13 protein-coding genes and 2 pseudogenes are annotated in these 16198 nt (G+C 71.2%); 6 read left to right on the top strand and 9 right to left on the bottom strand.

Translation table 11 applies throughout. The annotated features are described in order from the left end of the window. Positions 1 to 42 precede the first annotated feature (42 nt). Positions 43 to 516, top strand: a complete 474-nt coding sequence (gene aroQ / locus E4N62_RS14475) for a type II 3-dehydroquinate dehydratase (RefSeq protein WP_230214570.1) — start codon at positions 43 to 45, stop codon at positions 514 to 516. Between the two features lie 51 nt (positions 517 to 567). Here aroQ and E4N62_RS14470 read toward each other — a convergent pair whose 3' ends face one another. The 4 genes and pseudogenes from E4N62_RS14470 to E4N62_RS14455 form a co-directional block, all read right to left on the bottom strand. Beyond that, on the bottom strand, positions 568 to 1296 hold the full coding sequence (locus E4N62_RS14470) for an amino acid ABC transporter ATP-binding protein (protein WP_230214867.1): 729 nt from the start codon (positions 1294 to 1296) through the stop codon (positions 568 to 570). Positions 1297 to 1373: 77 nt separating this feature from the next. Then, a complete protein-coding gene (locus E4N62_RS14465) occupies positions 1374 to 2303 on the bottom strand; it encodes an amino acid ABC transporter permease (RefSeq protein ID WP_230214567.1) in 930 nt (309 codons plus the stop codon). Then, entirely contained in the window at positions 2300 to 3199 is a 900-nt protein-coding gene (locus E4N62_RS14460; protein WP_230214563.1) for an ABC transporter substrate-binding protein, read from the bottom strand. Before E4N62_RS14460 ends, E4N62_RS14465 begins: the two co-directional genes overlap by 4 nt. 324 nt (positions 3200 to 3523) lie before the next feature. Then, positions 3524 to 3726, bottom strand: a pseudogene (locus tag E4N62_RS14455) (MBL fold metallo-hydrolase); the annotation flags it as partial. Between the two features lie 352 nt (positions 3727 to 4078). Here E4N62_RS14455 and E4N62_RS14450 point away from each other — a divergent pair. Then, positions 4079 to 5086: a DMT family transporter gene (locus tag E4N62_RS14450; protein WP_230214561.1), complete on the top strand. Its 1008-nt coding sequence runs from the start codon at positions 4079 to 4081 to the stop codon at positions 5084 to 5086. A 188-nt stretch (positions 5087 to 5274) separates the two neighbouring features. After that, positions 5275 to 5526 carry a hypothetical protein gene (locus E4N62_RS14445; protein WP_230214558.1) on the top strand — a complete coding sequence of 84 codons (252 nt, stop codon included), beginning with the start codon at positions 5275 to 5277 and terminating at the stop codon, positions 5524 to 5526. A 53-nt stretch (positions 5527 to 5579) separates the two neighbouring features. Here E4N62_RS14445 and E4N62_RS14440 read toward each other — a convergent pair whose 3' ends face one another. Together E4N62_RS14440 and E4N62_RS14435 are read right to left on the bottom strand one after the other, a co-directional pair. After that, positions 5580 to 6233: an MBL fold metallo-hydrolase gene (locus E4N62_RS14440; protein ID WP_230214555.1), complete on the bottom strand. Its 654-nt coding sequence runs from the start codon at positions 6231 to 6233 to the stop codon at positions 5580 to 5582. 9 nt (positions 6234 to 6242) lie between these two features. Further along, positions 6243 to 6956: a maleylpyruvate isomerase family mycothiol-dependent enzyme gene (locus E4N62_RS14435; RefSeq protein ID WP_230214553.1), complete on the bottom strand. Its 714-nt coding sequence runs from the start codon at positions 6954 to 6956 to the stop codon at positions 6243 to 6245. A 224-nt stretch (positions 6957 to 7180) separates the two neighbouring features. On the opposite strand from E4N62_RS14435, the gene uvrA reads away from it, so the two are divergent. Continuing rightward, positions 7181 to 10237, top strand: a complete 3057-nt coding sequence (gene uvrA, locus E4N62_RS14430; protein ID WP_230214550.1) for an excinuclease ABC subunit UvrA — start codon at positions 7181 to 7183, stop codon at positions 10235 to 10237. 126 nt (positions 10238 to 10363) lie between these two features. Here uvrA and E4N62_RS14425 read toward each other — a convergent pair whose 3' ends face one another. The 3 genes from E4N62_RS14425 to E4N62_RS14415 all read right to left on the bottom strand — a co-directional run bounded on the left by E4N62_RS14425 (position 10364) and on the right by E4N62_RS14415 (position 13113). Next, positions 10364 to 11314 carry a carbohydrate kinase gene (locus E4N62_RS14425; RefSeq protein ID WP_230214547.1) on the bottom strand — a complete coding sequence of 317 codons (951 nt, stop codon included), beginning with the start codon at positions 11312 to 11314 and terminating at the stop codon, positions 10364 to 10366. Between the two features lie 217 nt (positions 11315 to 11531). Continuing rightward, complete coding sequence (locus E4N62_RS14420; protein ID WP_230214544.1) at positions 11532 to 12512, bottom strand: hypothetical protein; 981 nt, start codon at positions 12510 to 12512, stop codon at positions 11532 to 11534. A gap of 226 nt (positions 12513 to 12738) precedes the next feature. Next, on the bottom strand, positions 12739 to 13113 hold the full coding sequence (locus tag E4N62_RS14415) for a response regulator (protein ID WP_230214541.1): 375 nt from the start codon (positions 13111 to 13113) through the stop codon (positions 12739 to 12741). A 205-nt stretch (positions 13114 to 13318) separates the two neighbouring features. Between E4N62_RS14415 and E4N62_RS14410 the strand changes: the two genes are divergently transcribed. Further along, a complete protein-coding gene (locus E4N62_RS14410) occupies positions 13319 to 14707 on the top strand; it encodes a sugar ABC transporter substrate-binding protein (RefSeq protein WP_230214539.1) in 1389 nt (462 codons plus the stop codon). Further along, a pseudogene (locus tag E4N62_RS14405) lies at positions 14704 to 16087 on the top strand (ABC transporter substrate-binding protein); the annotation flags it as partial. The gene E4N62_RS14410 and the pseudogene E4N62_RS14405, both read left to right, overlap by 4 nt. Between the last annotated feature and the right edge of the window lie 111 nt (positions 16088 to 16198).

Raw genomic sequence — 16198 nt, 5'->3', positions numbered from 1 at the left:
CGGTCCCGACGGGCCGCCCACCCCGAACGGACCGGAGGAACCGTGCCCCGCAGCCTGGCCCACGCCCCGATCATGATTCTCAACGGCCCCAACCTGAACCTCCTGGGGCAGCGCCAGCCCGAGATCTACGGCTCGGACACCCTCGCCGACGTCGAGGCGATGTGCGCCAAGGCGGCGGCCGCGCACGGCGGCACGGTGGACTTCCGGCAGTCCAACCACGAGGGCGAACTGGTCGACTGGATCCACGAGGCCCGGCTCCACCACAGCGGGATCGTCATCAACCCGGGCGCCTACTCGCACACCTCCGTGGCGATCCTGGACGCCCTCAACACCTGCGACGGGCTGCCGGTGCTGGAGGTGCACATCTCCAACATCCACCGGCGCGAGACGTTCCGGCACCACTCGTACGTCTCCCTGCGCGCCGACGGGGTGATCGCCGGGTGCGGGGTACAGGGCTATGTGTTCGGCGTGGAGCGGGTCGCCGCGCTCGCCGGGGCGGGCCGGACAGACGCCTGAGTCCCGCGCCCCAGGCCGGCGGGTAATGCCCGGTCTCCCGGCGGGCGCCCCTTACAGGCGGCCCGCCTCGACGATCCGGCGCAGGAACTGCCGCGTACGTTCCTGCCGCGGGTCGCCGAAGACCTCGGCCGCGGTGCCGCGTTCGAGCACGACGCCGCCGTCCAGGAAGCAGACCTGGTCGGCGACGTCACGGGCGAAGCCCATCTCGTGCGTGGCCAGCACCATCGTCATCCCGTCGGCCTTCAGGTCCCGGACGACGTTCAGGACCTCGCCGACCAGCTCCGGGTCGAGGGCCGCGGTGATCTCGTCGAGGAGCAGCAGCCGGGGGCGTACGGCCAGGGCGCGCACGATCGCCACGCGCTGCTGCTGACCGCCGCTGAGCCGGTCGGGATACGCGCCCGCCTTCCCGCCCAGCCCCAGCCGCTCCAGGAGGGCCCGGGCCCGTTCCTCGGCCTCCGCGCGGGGGACGTCGTGCACCCGGCGCGGAGCGAGGGTGATGTTGTCCAGCACCGTCATGTGCGGGAACAGGTTGTACGACTGGAAGACCACGCCGATCCGCCGCCGCACCGCGTCCTGGTCGACGCGCGGGTCGGTGATCTCCTCGCCGTCCAGCCAGATCGCTCCGTCGTCGATGTCCTCCAGGAGGTTGGCGCACCGCAGCAGCGTCGACTTGCCGGACCCGGAGGCGCCGATCACCGCGGTCACGGTGTGCGGGGCGACCTCCAGATCGACGTCCCGCAGCACGACCGAGCCGCCGAAGGTCTTGCGCACCGACTCCATCCGCAGCACGGGGGCGCCCTCGGAGGCGCGCCCGGGCTCCACCGACCCCACCGGCTCCAGGGCTTCGCGGCTGTCGCTCATGTCGTCCCTCCCTGCGCCCGCTGCCGGTCCATGCGGGCCGTGACCCAGTCGGTGAAGCGGGTCATCGGGATGGTCAGGGCGACGAAGACCAGTCCCGCGACGATGTAGGGCGTGTAGTTGAGGCTGCGGCCCACGATGATGTCGGCGGCGCGTACGGCGTCGATCGCACCGCCGATCGAGACCAGGCCGGTGTCCTTCTGCAGCGACACCAGGTCGTTGAGCAGGGGCGGCACCTGACGGCGAACCGCCTGGGGGAGCACGACGTGCCGCAGCGCCTGCCGGTTGGTGAGGCCCAGCGAGCGGGCGGCTGCGCGCTGGGAGGGGTGCACGGACTCGATGCCGGCGCGGAACACCTCGGCGACGTACGCCGAGTACGTGAGCGTCAGCGCGGTGCCGCCGAGCAGCACCGGGTCGACCGTCACTCCCTGGAGCCGGAGCGCCGGGACGCCCAGGACCACGATCATCAGGTTGATGATCAGCGGCAGCCCGCGGAAGAAGTCGGTGTACGCGGCCGCCAGCACCCGCAGCGGGAAGAACACCGGGCCGCGCAGGGTCCGCGCGACGGCGATGAGCATGCCGAGGACGAGCACGGCGGCGCCGCAGACCAGCAGCAGCCGTACGTTGAGCCAGAGCCCTTCGAGGACCCTGGGGAGCGCCTCGCGCGCGTACTCCGCGCTGAAGAAGGTCTCCTTGGTGCGGGGCCAGCCGGGGGCGCCCACGACGACCAGGTAGAGGACGACGGCCGTGACCAGGGTCGACAGGGCGGCGACGGCGGTGGCCCGGCGGGCCCGGTCGCGCTTGTAGCGTTCCCGGTCCAGCCGTCGGCGCGAGGGGACGTAGCCGTCGTCCGCGCCGGGCGGGTCGCCGTGGTCGTCCGTGTCCGGGTCCGCGTCCTCGGGGCCGGGATCCTGCTTCACCACGGTCACTTGAGGACCGGGGCGTCGACGGCGTCGGAGAGCCACTCCTGCTCGATCTTCGTCAGCGTGCCGTCCTCGCGCAGGGCGTCCACGGCGGTCGTCACGCAGGAGGTGAGGGCGCTGCCCTTGTCGAGGACCAGCCCGAACTGCTCGGGCGTGCCGCCCTGGTTCTCGAACTGGCCGACGATCCTCGCGTCCGTCACCTCGGCCGAGGTGATGTAGAACGCGGTCGGCAGATCCACCACGATCGCGTCGATCTGGCCGTTCTTCAGCGCGGACTTGGCCTGGTCGTTCTTCGCGTACGCGGCGGCCTGTCGGGTGGGCTTCACCACGTCCTCGATGTAGTTCAGGCTGGTGGTGCCGACCTGGGCGCCCAGATGCAGCTTCCTGAGGTCCGCGATGCTCGTCGCCTTCGCGGCGGCGGAGTCCTTGAGCGCGACGACGGCCTGGCGCACGTCGTAATAGCCGGACGAGAAGTCGACGGCCTTCTTGCGCTCGTCGCTGATCGAGACCTGGTTGATGTCGAAGTCGAAGGTCTTCGCCCCCGGTGCGAAGGCCTTGTTGAAGGGCACGCTCTGCCAGACGACATCGGCCTTGTCGTAGCCGAGCTGCTTCGCCACGGCGTACGCGACCGCCGACTCGAAGCCCTCGCCGTTCTTCGGGTCGTCGTCCTTGAACCAGGGTGCGTACGCCGGTTGGTCGGTGGCGATCGTCAGCTTGCCGGAGGTCTTCGTGCTCAGGTCGTCCTTGGCGCAGAACGCTCCGGACGCCGAGGAGGAGGCCGAGCCGGTGGCGTCCTCCTCCGGCTGCGGGGCGCAGCCCACCGCGACGACGGCGAGCAGGGCGGCTATGGCGGCGGAGGCGGCACGGCGCGGGGAGCGCGCGGCTCGCAGGACAGGACGCATGGCGTGAGATTGACAGCGAGACGTCCCGTCTGTCGAGGTCACCTGCGGTTCTGTCCGCATTCTGGGAACGGGTGTTGCGGTTCTGTGAACGCGTGCGACCTCGAGGGCGGGGCCGCCGGCCGAGGGCGGGGTTGGTGAGGCCGGCGGCCCATCCACGCGGGAGCCGTCATCCCGTGCGGACCTGTCTCCAGTGGACTACGCCACGGCGTACGCCGGGAGCGCGCGCGGGACATCGGCGTGTGCGTTCGATTCACACGGGGCGCGTGCGGGAGGGTCGTGCCCCCTGCCGTTCGCCTCACCAACTGCCTTGCGGCACCGGAGAGTTCACCAGCCTCGTGCGCGCCACTCCGGCAGGTGCGGCCGCTCCGCGCCGAGCGTCGTGTCGTTGCCGTGGCCCGGGTGGACCCAGGTCTCGTCGGGCAGCACGTCGAAGGTCTTCGTCTCCACGTCGCGGATCAGGCCGACGAACGCCTCCGGGTCTTACGGGTGTTGCCCATGCCGCCGGGGAACTCGATGTCGCCGGAGAAGGTCGCGCTGTCGAACCAAGCGTCGGGAAGGTTGCCGAGCCGAACTCGTCGCCCTGGAAGTTTGCCGAGTGGAACGGGGAACCGAGCAGGGCGCTCACCTGTCCGAGGCTGTCACGTTCCTCGACCCGATGACCGACACGAGGGGACCTGCCCCGAGCGGTGGACAGATCCCATCTCAAGCTGGGACGCCTGCCCTTTGCCGGGTAGCGTGATCACATGCAGCTGATTCTGACGCCTCCGCCGCCCGCCGCTTGAGGCGGGCAGTCGTGCAGAGCCGTCCCGGGGTTGCCGGGGTGGCTGCGCGGGTTGCCCACGGAGACATCGTGATGGCAATCGATCGAGGAGATCTCAGTTGCAGTCCTCTTCTGCCCTGCCCGTTCGGCAGGGTGTTCTCTACGTCGCGATCGCGGCCACAGCATGGGGCACTGGCGGTGCGGTGGCCGCCGAACTGTACGACGCCGGCGGAATCGGCCCCATCTCCGTTTCCTTCTGGCGGTTCCTGACCGGACTCGGGCTGCTCCTGGCGGCTCATCTGGTGCGACTGTCCCGTCGGCCCGAGGCGGCGCTGTCGCTGCGTGCGACGTTCGCTGCGAACCCGCGGCGGGCCCTGATCACAGGCTTCGGGCTGGCGGTGTACCAGACGGCCTACTTCGCCTCCGTGCAACAGGCCGGGCTGACCGTGGCCACGGTGGTGACCCTGGGCTCGGGTCCGGTACTGGTCACCGTCGGAGCCCGGCTCACGCTGGGCGAGCGCAGCGGCGCCGCCGGAACCGCCGCGGTGGCGAGCGGCGTCGCCGGTCTGGTGCTGCTGATGGGGAGTGCGGACGGGAGCACCGGCCCCGCTCCCCTCCTGGGCATCGGATACGCGCTGCTCTCTGCCGCCGGCTACGCGGGCGTGACGTTGCTGGGCCGCTTCTCCGGCCGAGAGAACTCGGGTGGCGCGTTCGAGTCCACGGTGACCGGCTTCGCGGTGGGCACGGTGTGCCTTCTGCCGATGGCTCTACTGGAAGGCCTCCTGCCCGACATGGGGCGTCCGGCATGGACCGTGGGCCTGATCCTCTACCTGGGGGCCGTGCCGACGGCGCTGGCGTACACGTTGTTCTTCGTCGGCCTCGGCGCCGTACGGGCGACCACGGCCTCCGTCGTCGCCCTGGTGGAACCGCTCACCGCGGCGGTCGTCGGCATCCTGGTCTTCGGCGAACGGCTCAACGCGATCGTCCTCACCGGCACGGCTCTTCTGCTGTTCGCCGTGCTGTTCCTCGCCGTCGACGAGCGGGCCGGCCGAGCGGCTTCCCGAAGGACGCCGGGTGCTGACCAGGGCCGGCGCACGTGGCCTTCGGCCATGCGGGCCAGGGACTGACGGCGAGGCGCCATGCACAAGGCGGGCGACGGGCCAGTGGCTTCTCGTGATCGCGCACACCGGTGCGGATGCGCTCTGCCTCTGCCGGGGTGAGGCTGGCGGCATGGCTTCCGCCCGTGGTCGTACCCGCCCGACGAGGACGGCGTGCTGCGGGCCGGAAGAGCGGGGCTACCACCAGGGAGACAACCATGACTGTCCGTACCTACGTCTCGACGACTGTGCGAAACGACCGTGTCGACGAGGTTCTCCACGCGCTGGAGGATGTGGATCCGGATGCGATCGTGGCCGCTGTCAACCGCTCGGACGCTCCCGACGTCCCCGCCGGGGTATCGGTCTCGCTGACCGGTGATGCGCGTGAGGCGGTGAAGAAGCAGCTCGATGCGATTCCCGGCCTGCAGTGGGAGATCGACGTGCGGGACACCGAGGATCGACGGGCCTGAACGCGCGACGCCCCCGCTTCGGGTTCGAAGCGGGGGCGGTCGTCGTCGGACGGTCACCAGCCTCGCTCGCGCCACTCCACGAGGTGGGGCCGCTCCGTGCCGATCGTGGTGTCGTTGCCGTGGCCGGGGTAGATCCACGTCTCGTCGGGCAGGACGTCGAAGAGCTTGGTCTCCAGGCCGTCCATCAGGGAGTTGAACTCCTCCGGACGTGTGGTCCGCCCAGGCCCGCCCGGGAAGAGGCAGTCCCCGGTGAACACGTGCGGATGTCCGTGCGGGTCGTCGTAGACCAGGGCGATCGAACCCGGGGTATGTCCCACCAGGTGGCGCGCGGTGAGCTCCACGCGCCCCACCCGGATCGTGTCGCCGTCGTCGACCGGTACGTCGGTCGGTACCGGGATGCCCTCGGCATCCTCCCGGCCGGCGTACGCACGGGCGCCGGTGGCCGCCACGACCTCGGCGAGCGCCTGCCAGTGGTCGCCGTGCCGGTGCGTGGTGACGACGGACGCGATCCCGTCGTCACCGATGAGGGTGAGCAGGGTACCGGCGTCGTTCGCGGCGTCGATCAGCAGTTGCTCGTCGGTGGCCCGGCAGCGCAGCAGATACGCGTTGTTGTCCATCGGGCCCACCGCGACCTTGGAGATCATCAGGCCCTGCAGCTCGTGCACATCCGCAGGACCGCCGACCTTCACCGCTCCGCTGTACGTCATGAGGGCAGCCTATAGCGGGGGAAGCGAGGGGAGCGTGCCTCCTTCGACGCCCAGCGCGGTGCCGTCGCGACGGCCGGCCAGCCAGCCGAGGAGGTCGGCCCGGGTGCCGGTGATCATGAGGTGTTCGCCGTTCTCGAGTCGTTCCGGAGTGGTGGACCTGACATCTCCGGTGGGGATCAGGCGCCCGTCGTCCTGTCTGATCATCAGCGCGGGGACCCCGGGGTGGTCGCGGAACCGGTTCGCGAGGAAGTTGATCTCGCGCTGCGCGAACTCACCCGGCAGATCCTCCAGCCCGTACCCGATCCCCAGGTCCACGTGATGCAGTTCCACCTCGATCCAGCGCCGCCAGGGCAGCCGGTCCGCGGTGTCGAGGACTCCGTTGCGCAGCTCGACCGTGCGGGACCAGTCCTGGGAGAGCGAGGCCGTGTCCTGGAAGCGGTGCGCGCTGTCGCGCACGTCGGCGAGGTGGGTCTGCAGGGGGCGCGGCGCGTCCCGCTCGATGTCGGCGTCCCGGGTCTCGCCGGAGATGTACATGGGGCGCCCTTCGAAGACGTTCACCAGGGCGTCCGCGTTGCGGGCGAGGTGGGCGAGGACGTGACCACGGGTCCAGCCGGGCAGGCGTGACGGCTCGGTCACAGCCGCGTTCTCCAGGTCGGCGACCGCGCTGAGTAGCCGGTCCGTCGCTTCACACACAGAGGCCAGGTCACGCGCGTGATCCATCATGCCGCCGACCCTAGCCCCGGCCACACCTTCGGGTGAAGGTGGCGGACCAGCGCCGTAAATCGAATGCACGTGCTATATGGTCGGGAGCGGCGTCGGGCATGCTGGAAGGCCCGGGATTGTTGTGGAACGGGGAAACAGGACCGGCGCTGTCAGTGGCTCCCCCTAGTCTGTGGAGGACGGGGGCTTTGGCCCCTGTCCCCCACTCAAGAAAGGTGCGGACCGGCGTGGCCGACCGTCTCATCGTCCGTGGCGCGCGCGAGCACAACCTGAAGAACGTCTCGCTCGACCTGCCACGCGACTCGCTCATCGTCTTCACGGGCCTGTCGGGGTCGGGCAAGTCCTCGCTGGCCTTCGACACGATCTTCGCCGAGGGGCAGCGTCGGTACGTCGAGTCGCTCTCCTCCTACGCCCGGCAGTTCCTCGGGCAGATGGACAAGCCGGACGTCGACTTCATCGAGGGGCTGTCCCCGGCGGTCTCCATCGACCAGAAGTCGACCTCGCGCAACCCGCGCTCGACGGTCGGCACCATCACCGAGGTCTACGACTACCTGCGTCTGCTCTTCGCGCGCATCGGCAAGCCGCACTGTCCGCAGTGCAGCAGGCCCATCTCCCGCCAGTCGCCCCAGGCGATCGTCGACCGGGTGCTGGAGCTGCCGGAGGGCAGCCGCTTCCAGGTGCTGTCCCCGCTCGTGCGGGAGCGCAAGGGTGAGTTCGTCGACCTCTTCGCGGACCTCCAGACCAAGGGGTACAGCCGGGCCCGGGTGGACGGCGAGACCGTCCAGCTCTCCAACCCGCCCACGCTGAAGAAGCAGGAGAAGCACACCATCGAGGTGGTCGTCGACCGTCTCACGGTGAAGGAATCCGCCAAGCGCCGCCTCACCGACTCCGTGGAGACCGCCCTCGGCCTCTCCGGCGGCATGGTCGTGCTCGACTTCGTCGACCTCCCGGAGGACCACCCCGAGCGCGAGCGCATGTTCTCGGAGCACCTGTACTGCCCGTACGACGACCTGTCCTTCGAGGAGCTGGAGCCCCGCTCCTTCTCCTTCAACTCGCCCTTCGGCGCCTGCCCCGACTGCTCCGGCATCGGTACGCGCATGGAGGTCGACCCCGAGCTGATCGTCCCGGACGAGGACAAGTCGCTCGACGAGGGTGCCATCCACCCCTGGTCGCACGGCCACACCAAGGACTACTTCGGCCGCCTCGTCGGAGCCCTCGCGGACGCCCTGGGCTTCCGGACCGACATCCCCTTCGCCGGTCTCCCGCAGCGCGCGAAGAAGGCCCTGCTGCAGGGCCACAAGACCCAGATCGAGGTCCGCTACCGCAACCGGTACGGCCGCGAGCGCGTGTACACCACGGCCTTCGAGGGCGCCGTCCCCTTCGTGAAGCGCCGGCACAGCGAGTCCGAGAGCGACGCGAGCCGTGAGCGCTTCGAGGGCTATATGCGCGAGGTGCCCTGCCCCACCTGTGAGGGCACCCGCCTGAAGCCGATCGTCCTCGCGGTCACGATCATGGAGAAGTCGATCGCCGAGGTCGCCGCCATGTCGATCAGCGACTGCGCGGACTTCCTGGGCGAGCTGAAGCTCACCGCCCGCGACAAGAAGATCGCCGAGCGCGTGCTGAAGGAGGTCAACGAACGGCTGCGGTTCCTGGTCGACGTCGGCCTGGACTACCTGTCGCTGAACCGCGCGGCCGGCACGCTCTCCGGCGGCGAGGCCCAGCGCATCCGCCTGGCCACGCAGATCGGCTCCGGCCTCGTCGGTGTGCTCTACGTCCTCGACGAGCCCTCCATCGGTCTGCACCAGCGGGACAACCACCGGCTCATCGAGACCCTCGTCCGGCTGCGCGACATGGGCAACACGCTCATCGTCGTCGAGCACGACGAGGACACCATCAAGATGGCCGACTGGATCGTCGACATCGGCCCCGGCGCGGGTGAGCACGGCGGCAAGGTCGTGCACAGCGGCTCCCTGAAGGAGCTGCTGGGCAACGCCGAGTCGCAGACCGGGCAGTACCTGTCGGGCCGCAAGGCCATCCCGCTGCCCGACATCCGCCGCCCACTCGACCCGACCCGGCAGCTCACGGTGCACGGCGCCCGGGAGAACAACCTCCAGGACATCGACGTGTCCTTCCCGCTGGGTGTCTTCACCGCCGTCACCGGTGTGTCCGGCTCCGGCAAGTCCACGCTGGTCAACGACATCCTGTACACGCACCTGGCCCGCGAGCTGAACGGCGCCCGCAGCGTCCCCGGCCGCCACACCCGCGTGGACGGCGACGACCTCGTCGACAAGGTCGTGCACGTCGACCAGTCGCCGATCGGCCGCACCCCCCGGTCCAACCCGGCCACGTACACCGGCGTCTTCGACCACGTCCGCAAGCTGTTCGCCGAGACCACCGAGGCGAAGGTCCGCGGTTATCTGCCCGGGCGCTTCTCCTTCAACGTCAAGGGCGGCCGCTGCGAGAACTGCGCGGGCGACGGCACGATCAAGATCGAGATGAACTTCCTCCCGGACGTCTACGTCCCGTGCGAGGTCTGCCACGGCGCCCGGTACAACCGGGAGACGCTGGAGGTCCACTACAAGGGCAAGTCCATCGCCGATGTGCTGAACATGCCGATCGAGGAGGCGACCGACTTCTTCGAGGCGGTCCCCGCGATCGCCCGCCACCTCAGGACGCTCAAGGACGTCGGTCTCGGCTACGTCCGCCTCGGCCAGTCCGCGACCACCCTGTCCGGCGGTGAGGCACAGCGCGTCAAGCTCGCCAGCGAGCTGCAGCGCCGGTCCACCGGTCGTACGGTCTACGTCCTGGACGAGCCGACCACCGGTCTGCACTTCGAGGACATCAGCAAGCTCCTCAAGGTGCTGTCCGGCCTGGTCGACAAGGGCAACACGGTGATCGTCATCGAGCACAACCTCGACGTCATCAAGACCGCCGACTGGGTCGTGGACATGGGGCCCGAGGGCGGCGCCGGCGGCGGACTCGTCGTCGCGGAGGGCACGCCCGAGCAGGTCGCCGGGGTTCCGGCCAGCCACACGGGCAAGTTCCTGCGGGAGATCCTCGGCGCCGACCGGATCAGCGACGCGGCCCCGGTGAAGGCCCCGCGCAAGGCCACGGCGAAGAAGGCCGTCGCCGCCGGCTCGACGGCGCGGAGGACGGCGACGGCCCGGACCACCACGGCCGCCGGGACCACGTCGACCGGGACCACGGCCGCCAAGAAGGCTGCCGCGACCGCCACCAAGAAGGCCACTCCCGCCAAGAAGGCCACGCGGGCGCGCAAGGCCTGAGTGCGGCGGCCGGGCGACAGCGGTCGTCGCGTCGAGCAGAACACGGCGGCCCGCGGGAACTCCCCGCGGGCCGCCGCCTGTCGACTCGTCGGCCTGCGCGGCGAGCCGCCGTGTTCCGCGCGACCGTCAGCCCCCGGGCACCTCGCGCACCTCGGGCACGAGGGACCGCGGTTCGCCCACCTCCGCCGCGTACGGCGGCTCGGCGCCCGCCCGGGAGCAGGTGATCGCCGCCGCACGGGCGGCGAAGCGCAGCAGGCGGATCCAGTCGTCGGCGCCCAGCGCCGCGAGGGCGGAGTCGGAGAGCGCGTCCTGGGCCGCCAGGCCGTGCAGGAGGGCCGCGTTGACGGTGTCACCGGCGCCGATGGTGTCGACGACGTCGACCTTCTCACCCGGTACGGAGTGCTCCGCGCCGGCCCGGGTGTGGACGGTCAGGCCGTCGCCGCCGTGCGTGACGACGACGGCGGCGGGGCCGGAGTCCAGCCACAGCCGCGGGGTGCCGCCCAGCCACCGAGCGTCCTCCTCGGAGAGCTTGAGCAAGGACACCGAGGGCAGCCAGCTCAGGAAGCGGGCCCGATAGGCGTCCGCGTCCGGGATCAGACCCGGTCGGACGTTGGGGTCGAGGGCGGTGAACACGCCCTGGGCGGCGGTCGAGTGCAGCAGCTTCTCGTACGCGCTCGCGCCGGGCTCCAGGACGAGTGAGCAGGTGCCGAAGGAGACGGCCCGGGTTCCCCGGGGAAGCCGGTCGGGGGTCTCGAACAGGCGGTCGGCGCTGCCCTCGACGTAGAAGGAGTACCGGGCCGAGCCGTCCGTGCTGATCGAGGCCAGGGCGAGGGTCGTGGGCTCGGAGCCCCGCTGCACGGCGGTCACGTCCACGCCGGCCTCGCGCAGGCCGTCCAGCAGGGCCTCTCCGTAGGCGTCGTACGACATCCGGGAGCAGAAGGCGGTGGGGGAGCCGAGACGGCCGAGCGCCACGGCCGTGTTGTAGGGGCCGCCGCCGCGGGCCGGCCGCAGATCCACGAGCGCGCCCGCGCCCTGCGGGACGAGGTCGATCAGGGCTTCACCGGCGACGACGATCACGGGACGATCCTCTCTGGGGGCTCTCGGCCGGAAAGTATCGCAAAGGCGCGTGCCCCGCGTCGGGCTCCCGCCCGGCCCCAGGGCCGCCCGCTCCGCGACCGCTCACCCCCGCCGTGGACGCGGCGGCGCAAGCCCAGCCCTGCCCCGTGACCGCTCACCCTCCGGCCCAGCCATGGCCTCAGCCGCCGCCAAGGCCCTCACCGCCCGGTCGGCCCGCTCACTCCCAGGACCAGCCGATCCCCACGATGCCCGTGCGTACCCGCGGTTCGACGAGGTGCACCGAGCGGTGGAGGTCGCTCAGGGCTAGGTTCTGCCGACCCCCGCGTGGGGCCGCGGCGGAGTGCTGGCTGAAGCGGTGGCAGCGCAGCGGCAGGGCATGTTCGTCGAAGCGGACCTGGAGGGCGTACTGGCCGCCGGTGGAGCGGAACCCGCGGACGTACTCGGTGCAGGCACCGGCCGTGCCGTCGTCGAAGCCGTAGCGGAAGAGGTGGGTGTCGCCGCTGCGCAGCCGGGTGTCGAAGAGCAGCTCGGCGACCAGGACACCGGTGTCCTGGTCCCAGCGGACCCGTCCCCTGCGGCAGTTCTCCAGGGCGCGGACGGCGATCCGTTCCGGTGCGCAGCCCGGGTCGCCGTGGTGGACGGCCACATAGCGGTCCACCCCGTCCCGGTGGGAGCGCACGATCTGCTGGGACTCGCGGCCGAGCAGCTCGCGGCGGGCGCCGATGCGGACCCGTTCGTGGTGGCCGACGGTGTGCATCCCGCCGCCGGGCGGCGCCCCCAGTTCGGCGAGCAGCCGTTCGAGGACGCCGTCGGCCTCCACGACGGAGCGGTACGAGCGGCCGGCGGGCTCGTCAGGACCGGACTGCTCGTCGGCCCCGGCGAGCAGCCGGATCAGCGACTCGTCCGGGAGCTGGAGAATCTCCTCCAGGGCGCGCACGGCCCGCAGCGACTCGGGGCGCTGCGGACGCCGGGCGCCCTGCTGCCAGTAACTGAGGCTGGTGACACCGACCTTGACGCCGTGCCGCGTCAGATGGTGCTGCACGCGCTGCAGCGGCAGTCCGCGGGCGGCGATCGCGGCGCGCAGGGCGACGTGGAAGGGGCCGCCCCGCAGGACCGACTCCAGCTCCGCCGTGGCGACGTCCGCGACGACGGCGTCCGTGACCGCCGCGACGTCCGCGTGCTCTGTGGCGTGCCGCATGCAGGAACCTTTCCGTAGACGAGTGCTGTGCGCGACGTGTGCTCGGGACCGCGCGTGCCGATCGGGCGCCCGGCGGACGCTCGGGCTCCAGGAACCCTCGGCGGCCGTCCGTCTTCACATCCGTACGGCCGCGTTCCTGACCCCGAGTTCCTCCGCATTGAAGCGTGTTGACCAAGTCCCGACAACACCTGCCGCGCGACATGGCCGGACACCGTCGCTGGGTTCCTCACCGCGCCGGCGGCCCCGGATCGGGCCCCGACAGGTCCCGCAGCGCCTGGCCCGAGAGCTTCGACTTGTGCAGAAAACCGCGGGCGGGACTGGCGGCGACGAGCTCCTGGATGTCGTCCAGCGGGTGCGTGGAGATGAGGACGATGACGGAGGCGGCCGAGCGAGCGAGCCTCGGCGCGAGCTCCAGTCCGCTCTCGCCGGCGAGGTCGACATCCAGCAGCACCAGATCCGGGGCCAGTTCCACGGCCCGTGCCAGCGCCTCCGCGCCCGTGGACGCCACACCGACGACGTGCACGCCGTCGTGTTCCAGCAGCGTACGGGCGGCCTCCAGGAACCGGGCACTGTCATCGACGATGAGACAGCGCATGGACATGGGCACAGCCTCCCAAGGGGGGTCAGGGGCATACATTCCGGCTAGCCGTAAAGTGTCGTCGCCGACGGACGCCCGTCGGCGGGAATGCGCTGAAGTCCCGTGACGGGTGGACGGGTTCGCTCTCACTCAGGGAATCGCACACGACACGAGGAGTAGCATGTCGTCGCCCTGGGGGCCGTCCCGTCCGGTCGAGTGGGGGTGTGCGATGCAGACGCAACGCCGGGACCTCGGAAAACGTCCTGTCCGCCGTGCCCTGATGTCGGGCGCGGCGGCCGCCCTGCTGCTCCTGTCCGGCTGCGGCGCGAGCGACGGCCGGGTGGACGAGAAGGACAAGGCGGCGGGCGACACGACCTGCGACGGCAGGATCGAGGGCACCGCACACATCACGATGTGGTTCCACGCGGGCCAGAGCGGTGAGCAGACCACGCTGAAGAGCCAGGTCAAGGAGTTCAACCGAGCCCAGGATCAGGTACGGGTCGAATTGGTCACCCTGCCCGAGCAGCGCCCGTACACCGAACTGGTGCTGTCCGCGGCGGCCAGCGGCGATCTGCCGGACCTGCTCGACTTCGACGGCCCGAACCTCTACAGCTACGCCTGGTCCGGCACCCTCAGGCCGATCGACTCCTGCGTACCCGCGAGGACCAGGAAGGACCTGCTGCCCTCCCTGAGGGAACAGGGCACGTACGACGGACGGTTGTGGGGGGTCGGCACGTTCGACTCCGGGCTCGGCCTGTACGTCCGGCCGTCGGTGCTGAAGGACGCGGGCGTGCGTATCCCGAAGGGCGTCGACGACGCCTGGACCGCCGACGAGCTGACGGAGATCCTGCGCACGCTGCGCAAGGCGGGCTACGAGGCGCCGCTCGACCTGAACTTCATCGACTCGAAGACCGCCGACGAGTGGAACACCTACGCCTTCGCACCGGCCGTGTGGTCCGCCGGCGGGGACCTCATCGACCCCGAGGAGTTCCGCACGGCCGACGGGTTCCTCAACGGCCCCGAGTCCGTCGAGGCGCTCACCACCATGCAGCGCTGGGTGCAGGAGGGGTACGTCGACAGGGACCGCAAGAAGGACAAGAGCGCCTTCGTGAAGGGCCGCACGCCCATCTCCTGGATGGGGCACTGGAAGTACGGCGAGTTCAGCGAGGCGCACCCCGGCGACGTGGCGATCGTGCCGCTGCCCGACTTCGGCACGGGCACCGTCACCGGCATGGGGTCCTGGCAGTGGGGCATCCCCTCCGGGGAGGCCGACGGCGACGCGGTGTGGCGCTTCCTGGAGTACCTGCTGCGACCCGAGCAGGTGGTCAGGATGAGCGAGGCCAACGGCGCGATCCCGGGGACCGAGGGAGCGGTGAAGCGCTCCCCGCTGTACGGCGAGAACGGCGCGGAGCGGCTGTTCATCGAGCAGTTGCGCGGCGGGACCGCCCGGCCCAGGCCGCAGACACCGGCGTACCCGGCGGTCACCGCCGCCTTCTCGCACGCGGTCGCCGACATCGTCTTCTCCGGAGCGCCGGTCGACAAGACGCTGGACGACGCGGTCGAGGCCATCGACCAGGAGCTCGCCGCCCACGACGGTTACCCGAAGAGCGGTCCGTGACCCGCGCCGCCCGGCCCCGGCGAGGCGCTCCCCGGGGTACCGGACGGCTCGGCGCCCCGAGGACGTCCCGCGCCCGCGCGGCGCTGCTGCTCTGCATGACCCTGCTGCTCTCGGGCTGTGAGACGGGCGGGGACGACGGCGAGCGCCCCCGGCGGGCCGCGGACGCGACCTGCGACGGACGGATCGACGCCCCCGCGCAGATCACGATGTGGTTCCACCAGCCGTCGGCGCCCGGTGAACTGGACGCCGTGCGCGCCCAGGTCCAGGCGTTCAACACCGGCCAGGACGAGGTGACGGTCCGCCTCGTCGACCTCCCCCGGGGCGACTACGACGACCTGGTCCGCACGGCCGCCGCCGACGGCGAACTGCCCGACCTGCTCGACTTCGACGCGCCGAAGCTGTTCAGTCACGCCTGGTCCGGCCACCTCCGGCCGATCGACTCGTGCGTCCCGAAGTCCCTGCGCGCGGACCTGCTCCCGTCGGTCCTCGAACAGGGCACCTACCGGGGCCGGCTGTGGGGCCTCGGCACGTTCGACTCCGGACTCGGTCTGTACGTACGGCCGTCGGTGCTGAAGGAGGCCGGGATACGCATCCCGAAGGGTGTCCAGGACGCCTGGACCGCCGACGAGTTCACCGGCATCCTGAAGAAGCTGCGCACCCTGGGCTACGACAGGCCCCTCGACCTCCAGCTGCCGTGGGCCGGCACCGAATGGGGCACGTACGGTTTCGCGCCGGCCGTCTGGTCGGCGGGCGGCGACCTGATCGAACGCTCCACCTATCGCACGGCCGACGGAGTGCTCAACGGGCCGCGCACGGTCGAGGCGCTGACGACGCTCCAGGGCTGGGTGAAGGCGGGATACGTGGACGCGAACAAGGACTTGGACGCCTTCCAGAAGGGCCGCAGTCCCGTGTCCTGGACCGGCCACTGGTGGTACGGGCACTACACCGAGGCCCACCCGGGCGACGTGGCGCTCGTGCCGCTGCCCGACTTCGGCACGGGCAGCGCCACCGGGATGGGGTCCTGGCAGTGGGGCGTTCCCGCGGGCGCGGCAGACGGCGACGCCGTCTGGCGTTTCCTGTCCTTCCTGCTGAGCCCCGACGAAGTCCTGCGGATGACGGACGCCAACGGCGCCGTCCCCGCCACCGGCACCGCGATCGAGCGCACCGAGGCGTTCGCCGAGGGCGGGCCCGCCCGCCTCTACATAGAGCAGCTGCGCGGGGCACCGCCCGCCCCGGCCGCAGACCCCCGCCTACCCGGCGATCACCGACGCCTTCGCCGAGGCGTTCGCGAAGATCATGCGGGGAGCGGCGGTACGGCCCGCCCTGGACGCGGCCGTGCGCGCCGTCGACAAGGACCTGGCGGACCACGACCACTACCCCCGACCGGACCGTGAGGCCCGGCCGTGCTCCGCCCACCGCCCAGCCGACCGGCCCCGCCCCGCACCCCGCGGCGGAGCCACCCCGCCGCGCCACGGCCGTGGACCCCGTCCC

Source organism: Streptomyces sp. MNU76, from assembly GCF_020982545.1.
Classification (GTDB): Bacteria; Actinomycetota; Actinomycetes; order Streptomycetales; family Streptomycetaceae; genus Streptomyces.
This window is presented reverse-complemented; position numbering and strand designations above follow the sequence as displayed.

Bases quoted from the DNA above. Each gene is read 5' to 3' on its own strand.
- E4N62_RS14440 (WP_230214555.1), bottom strand. From the start codon at position 6,233: ATGACGTACAGCGGAGCGGTGAAGGTCGGCGGTCCTGCGGATGTGCAC.
- E4N62_RS14435 (WP_230214553.1), bottom strand. From the start codon at position 6,956: ATGATGGATCACGCGCGTGACCTGGCCTCTGTGTGTGAAGCGACGGAC.
- E4N62_RS14470 (WP_230214867.1), bottom strand. From the start codon at position 1,296: ATGGAGTCGGTGCGCAAGACCTTCGGCGGCTCGGTCGTGCTGCGGGAC.
- E4N62_RS14420 (WP_230214544.1), bottom strand. From the start codon at position 12,512: ATGCGGCACGCCACAGAGCACGCGGACGTCGCGGCGGTCACGGACGCC.
- E4N62_RS14460 (WP_230214563.1), bottom strand. From the start codon at position 3,199: ATGCGTCCTGTCCTGCGAGCCGCGCGCTCCCCGCGCCGTGCCGCCTCC.
- E4N62_RS14410 (WP_230214539.1), top strand. From the start codon at position 13,319: ATGCAGACGCAACGCCGGGACCTCGGAAAACGTCCTGTCCGCCGTGCC.
- E4N62_RS14445 (WP_230214558.1), top strand. From the start codon at position 5,275: ATGACTGTCCGTACCTACGTCTCGACGACTGTGCGAAACGACCGTGTC.
- E4N62_RS14415 (WP_230214541.1), bottom strand. From the start codon at position 13,113: ATGTCCATGCGCTGTCTCATCGTCGATGACAGTGCCCGGTTCCTGGAG.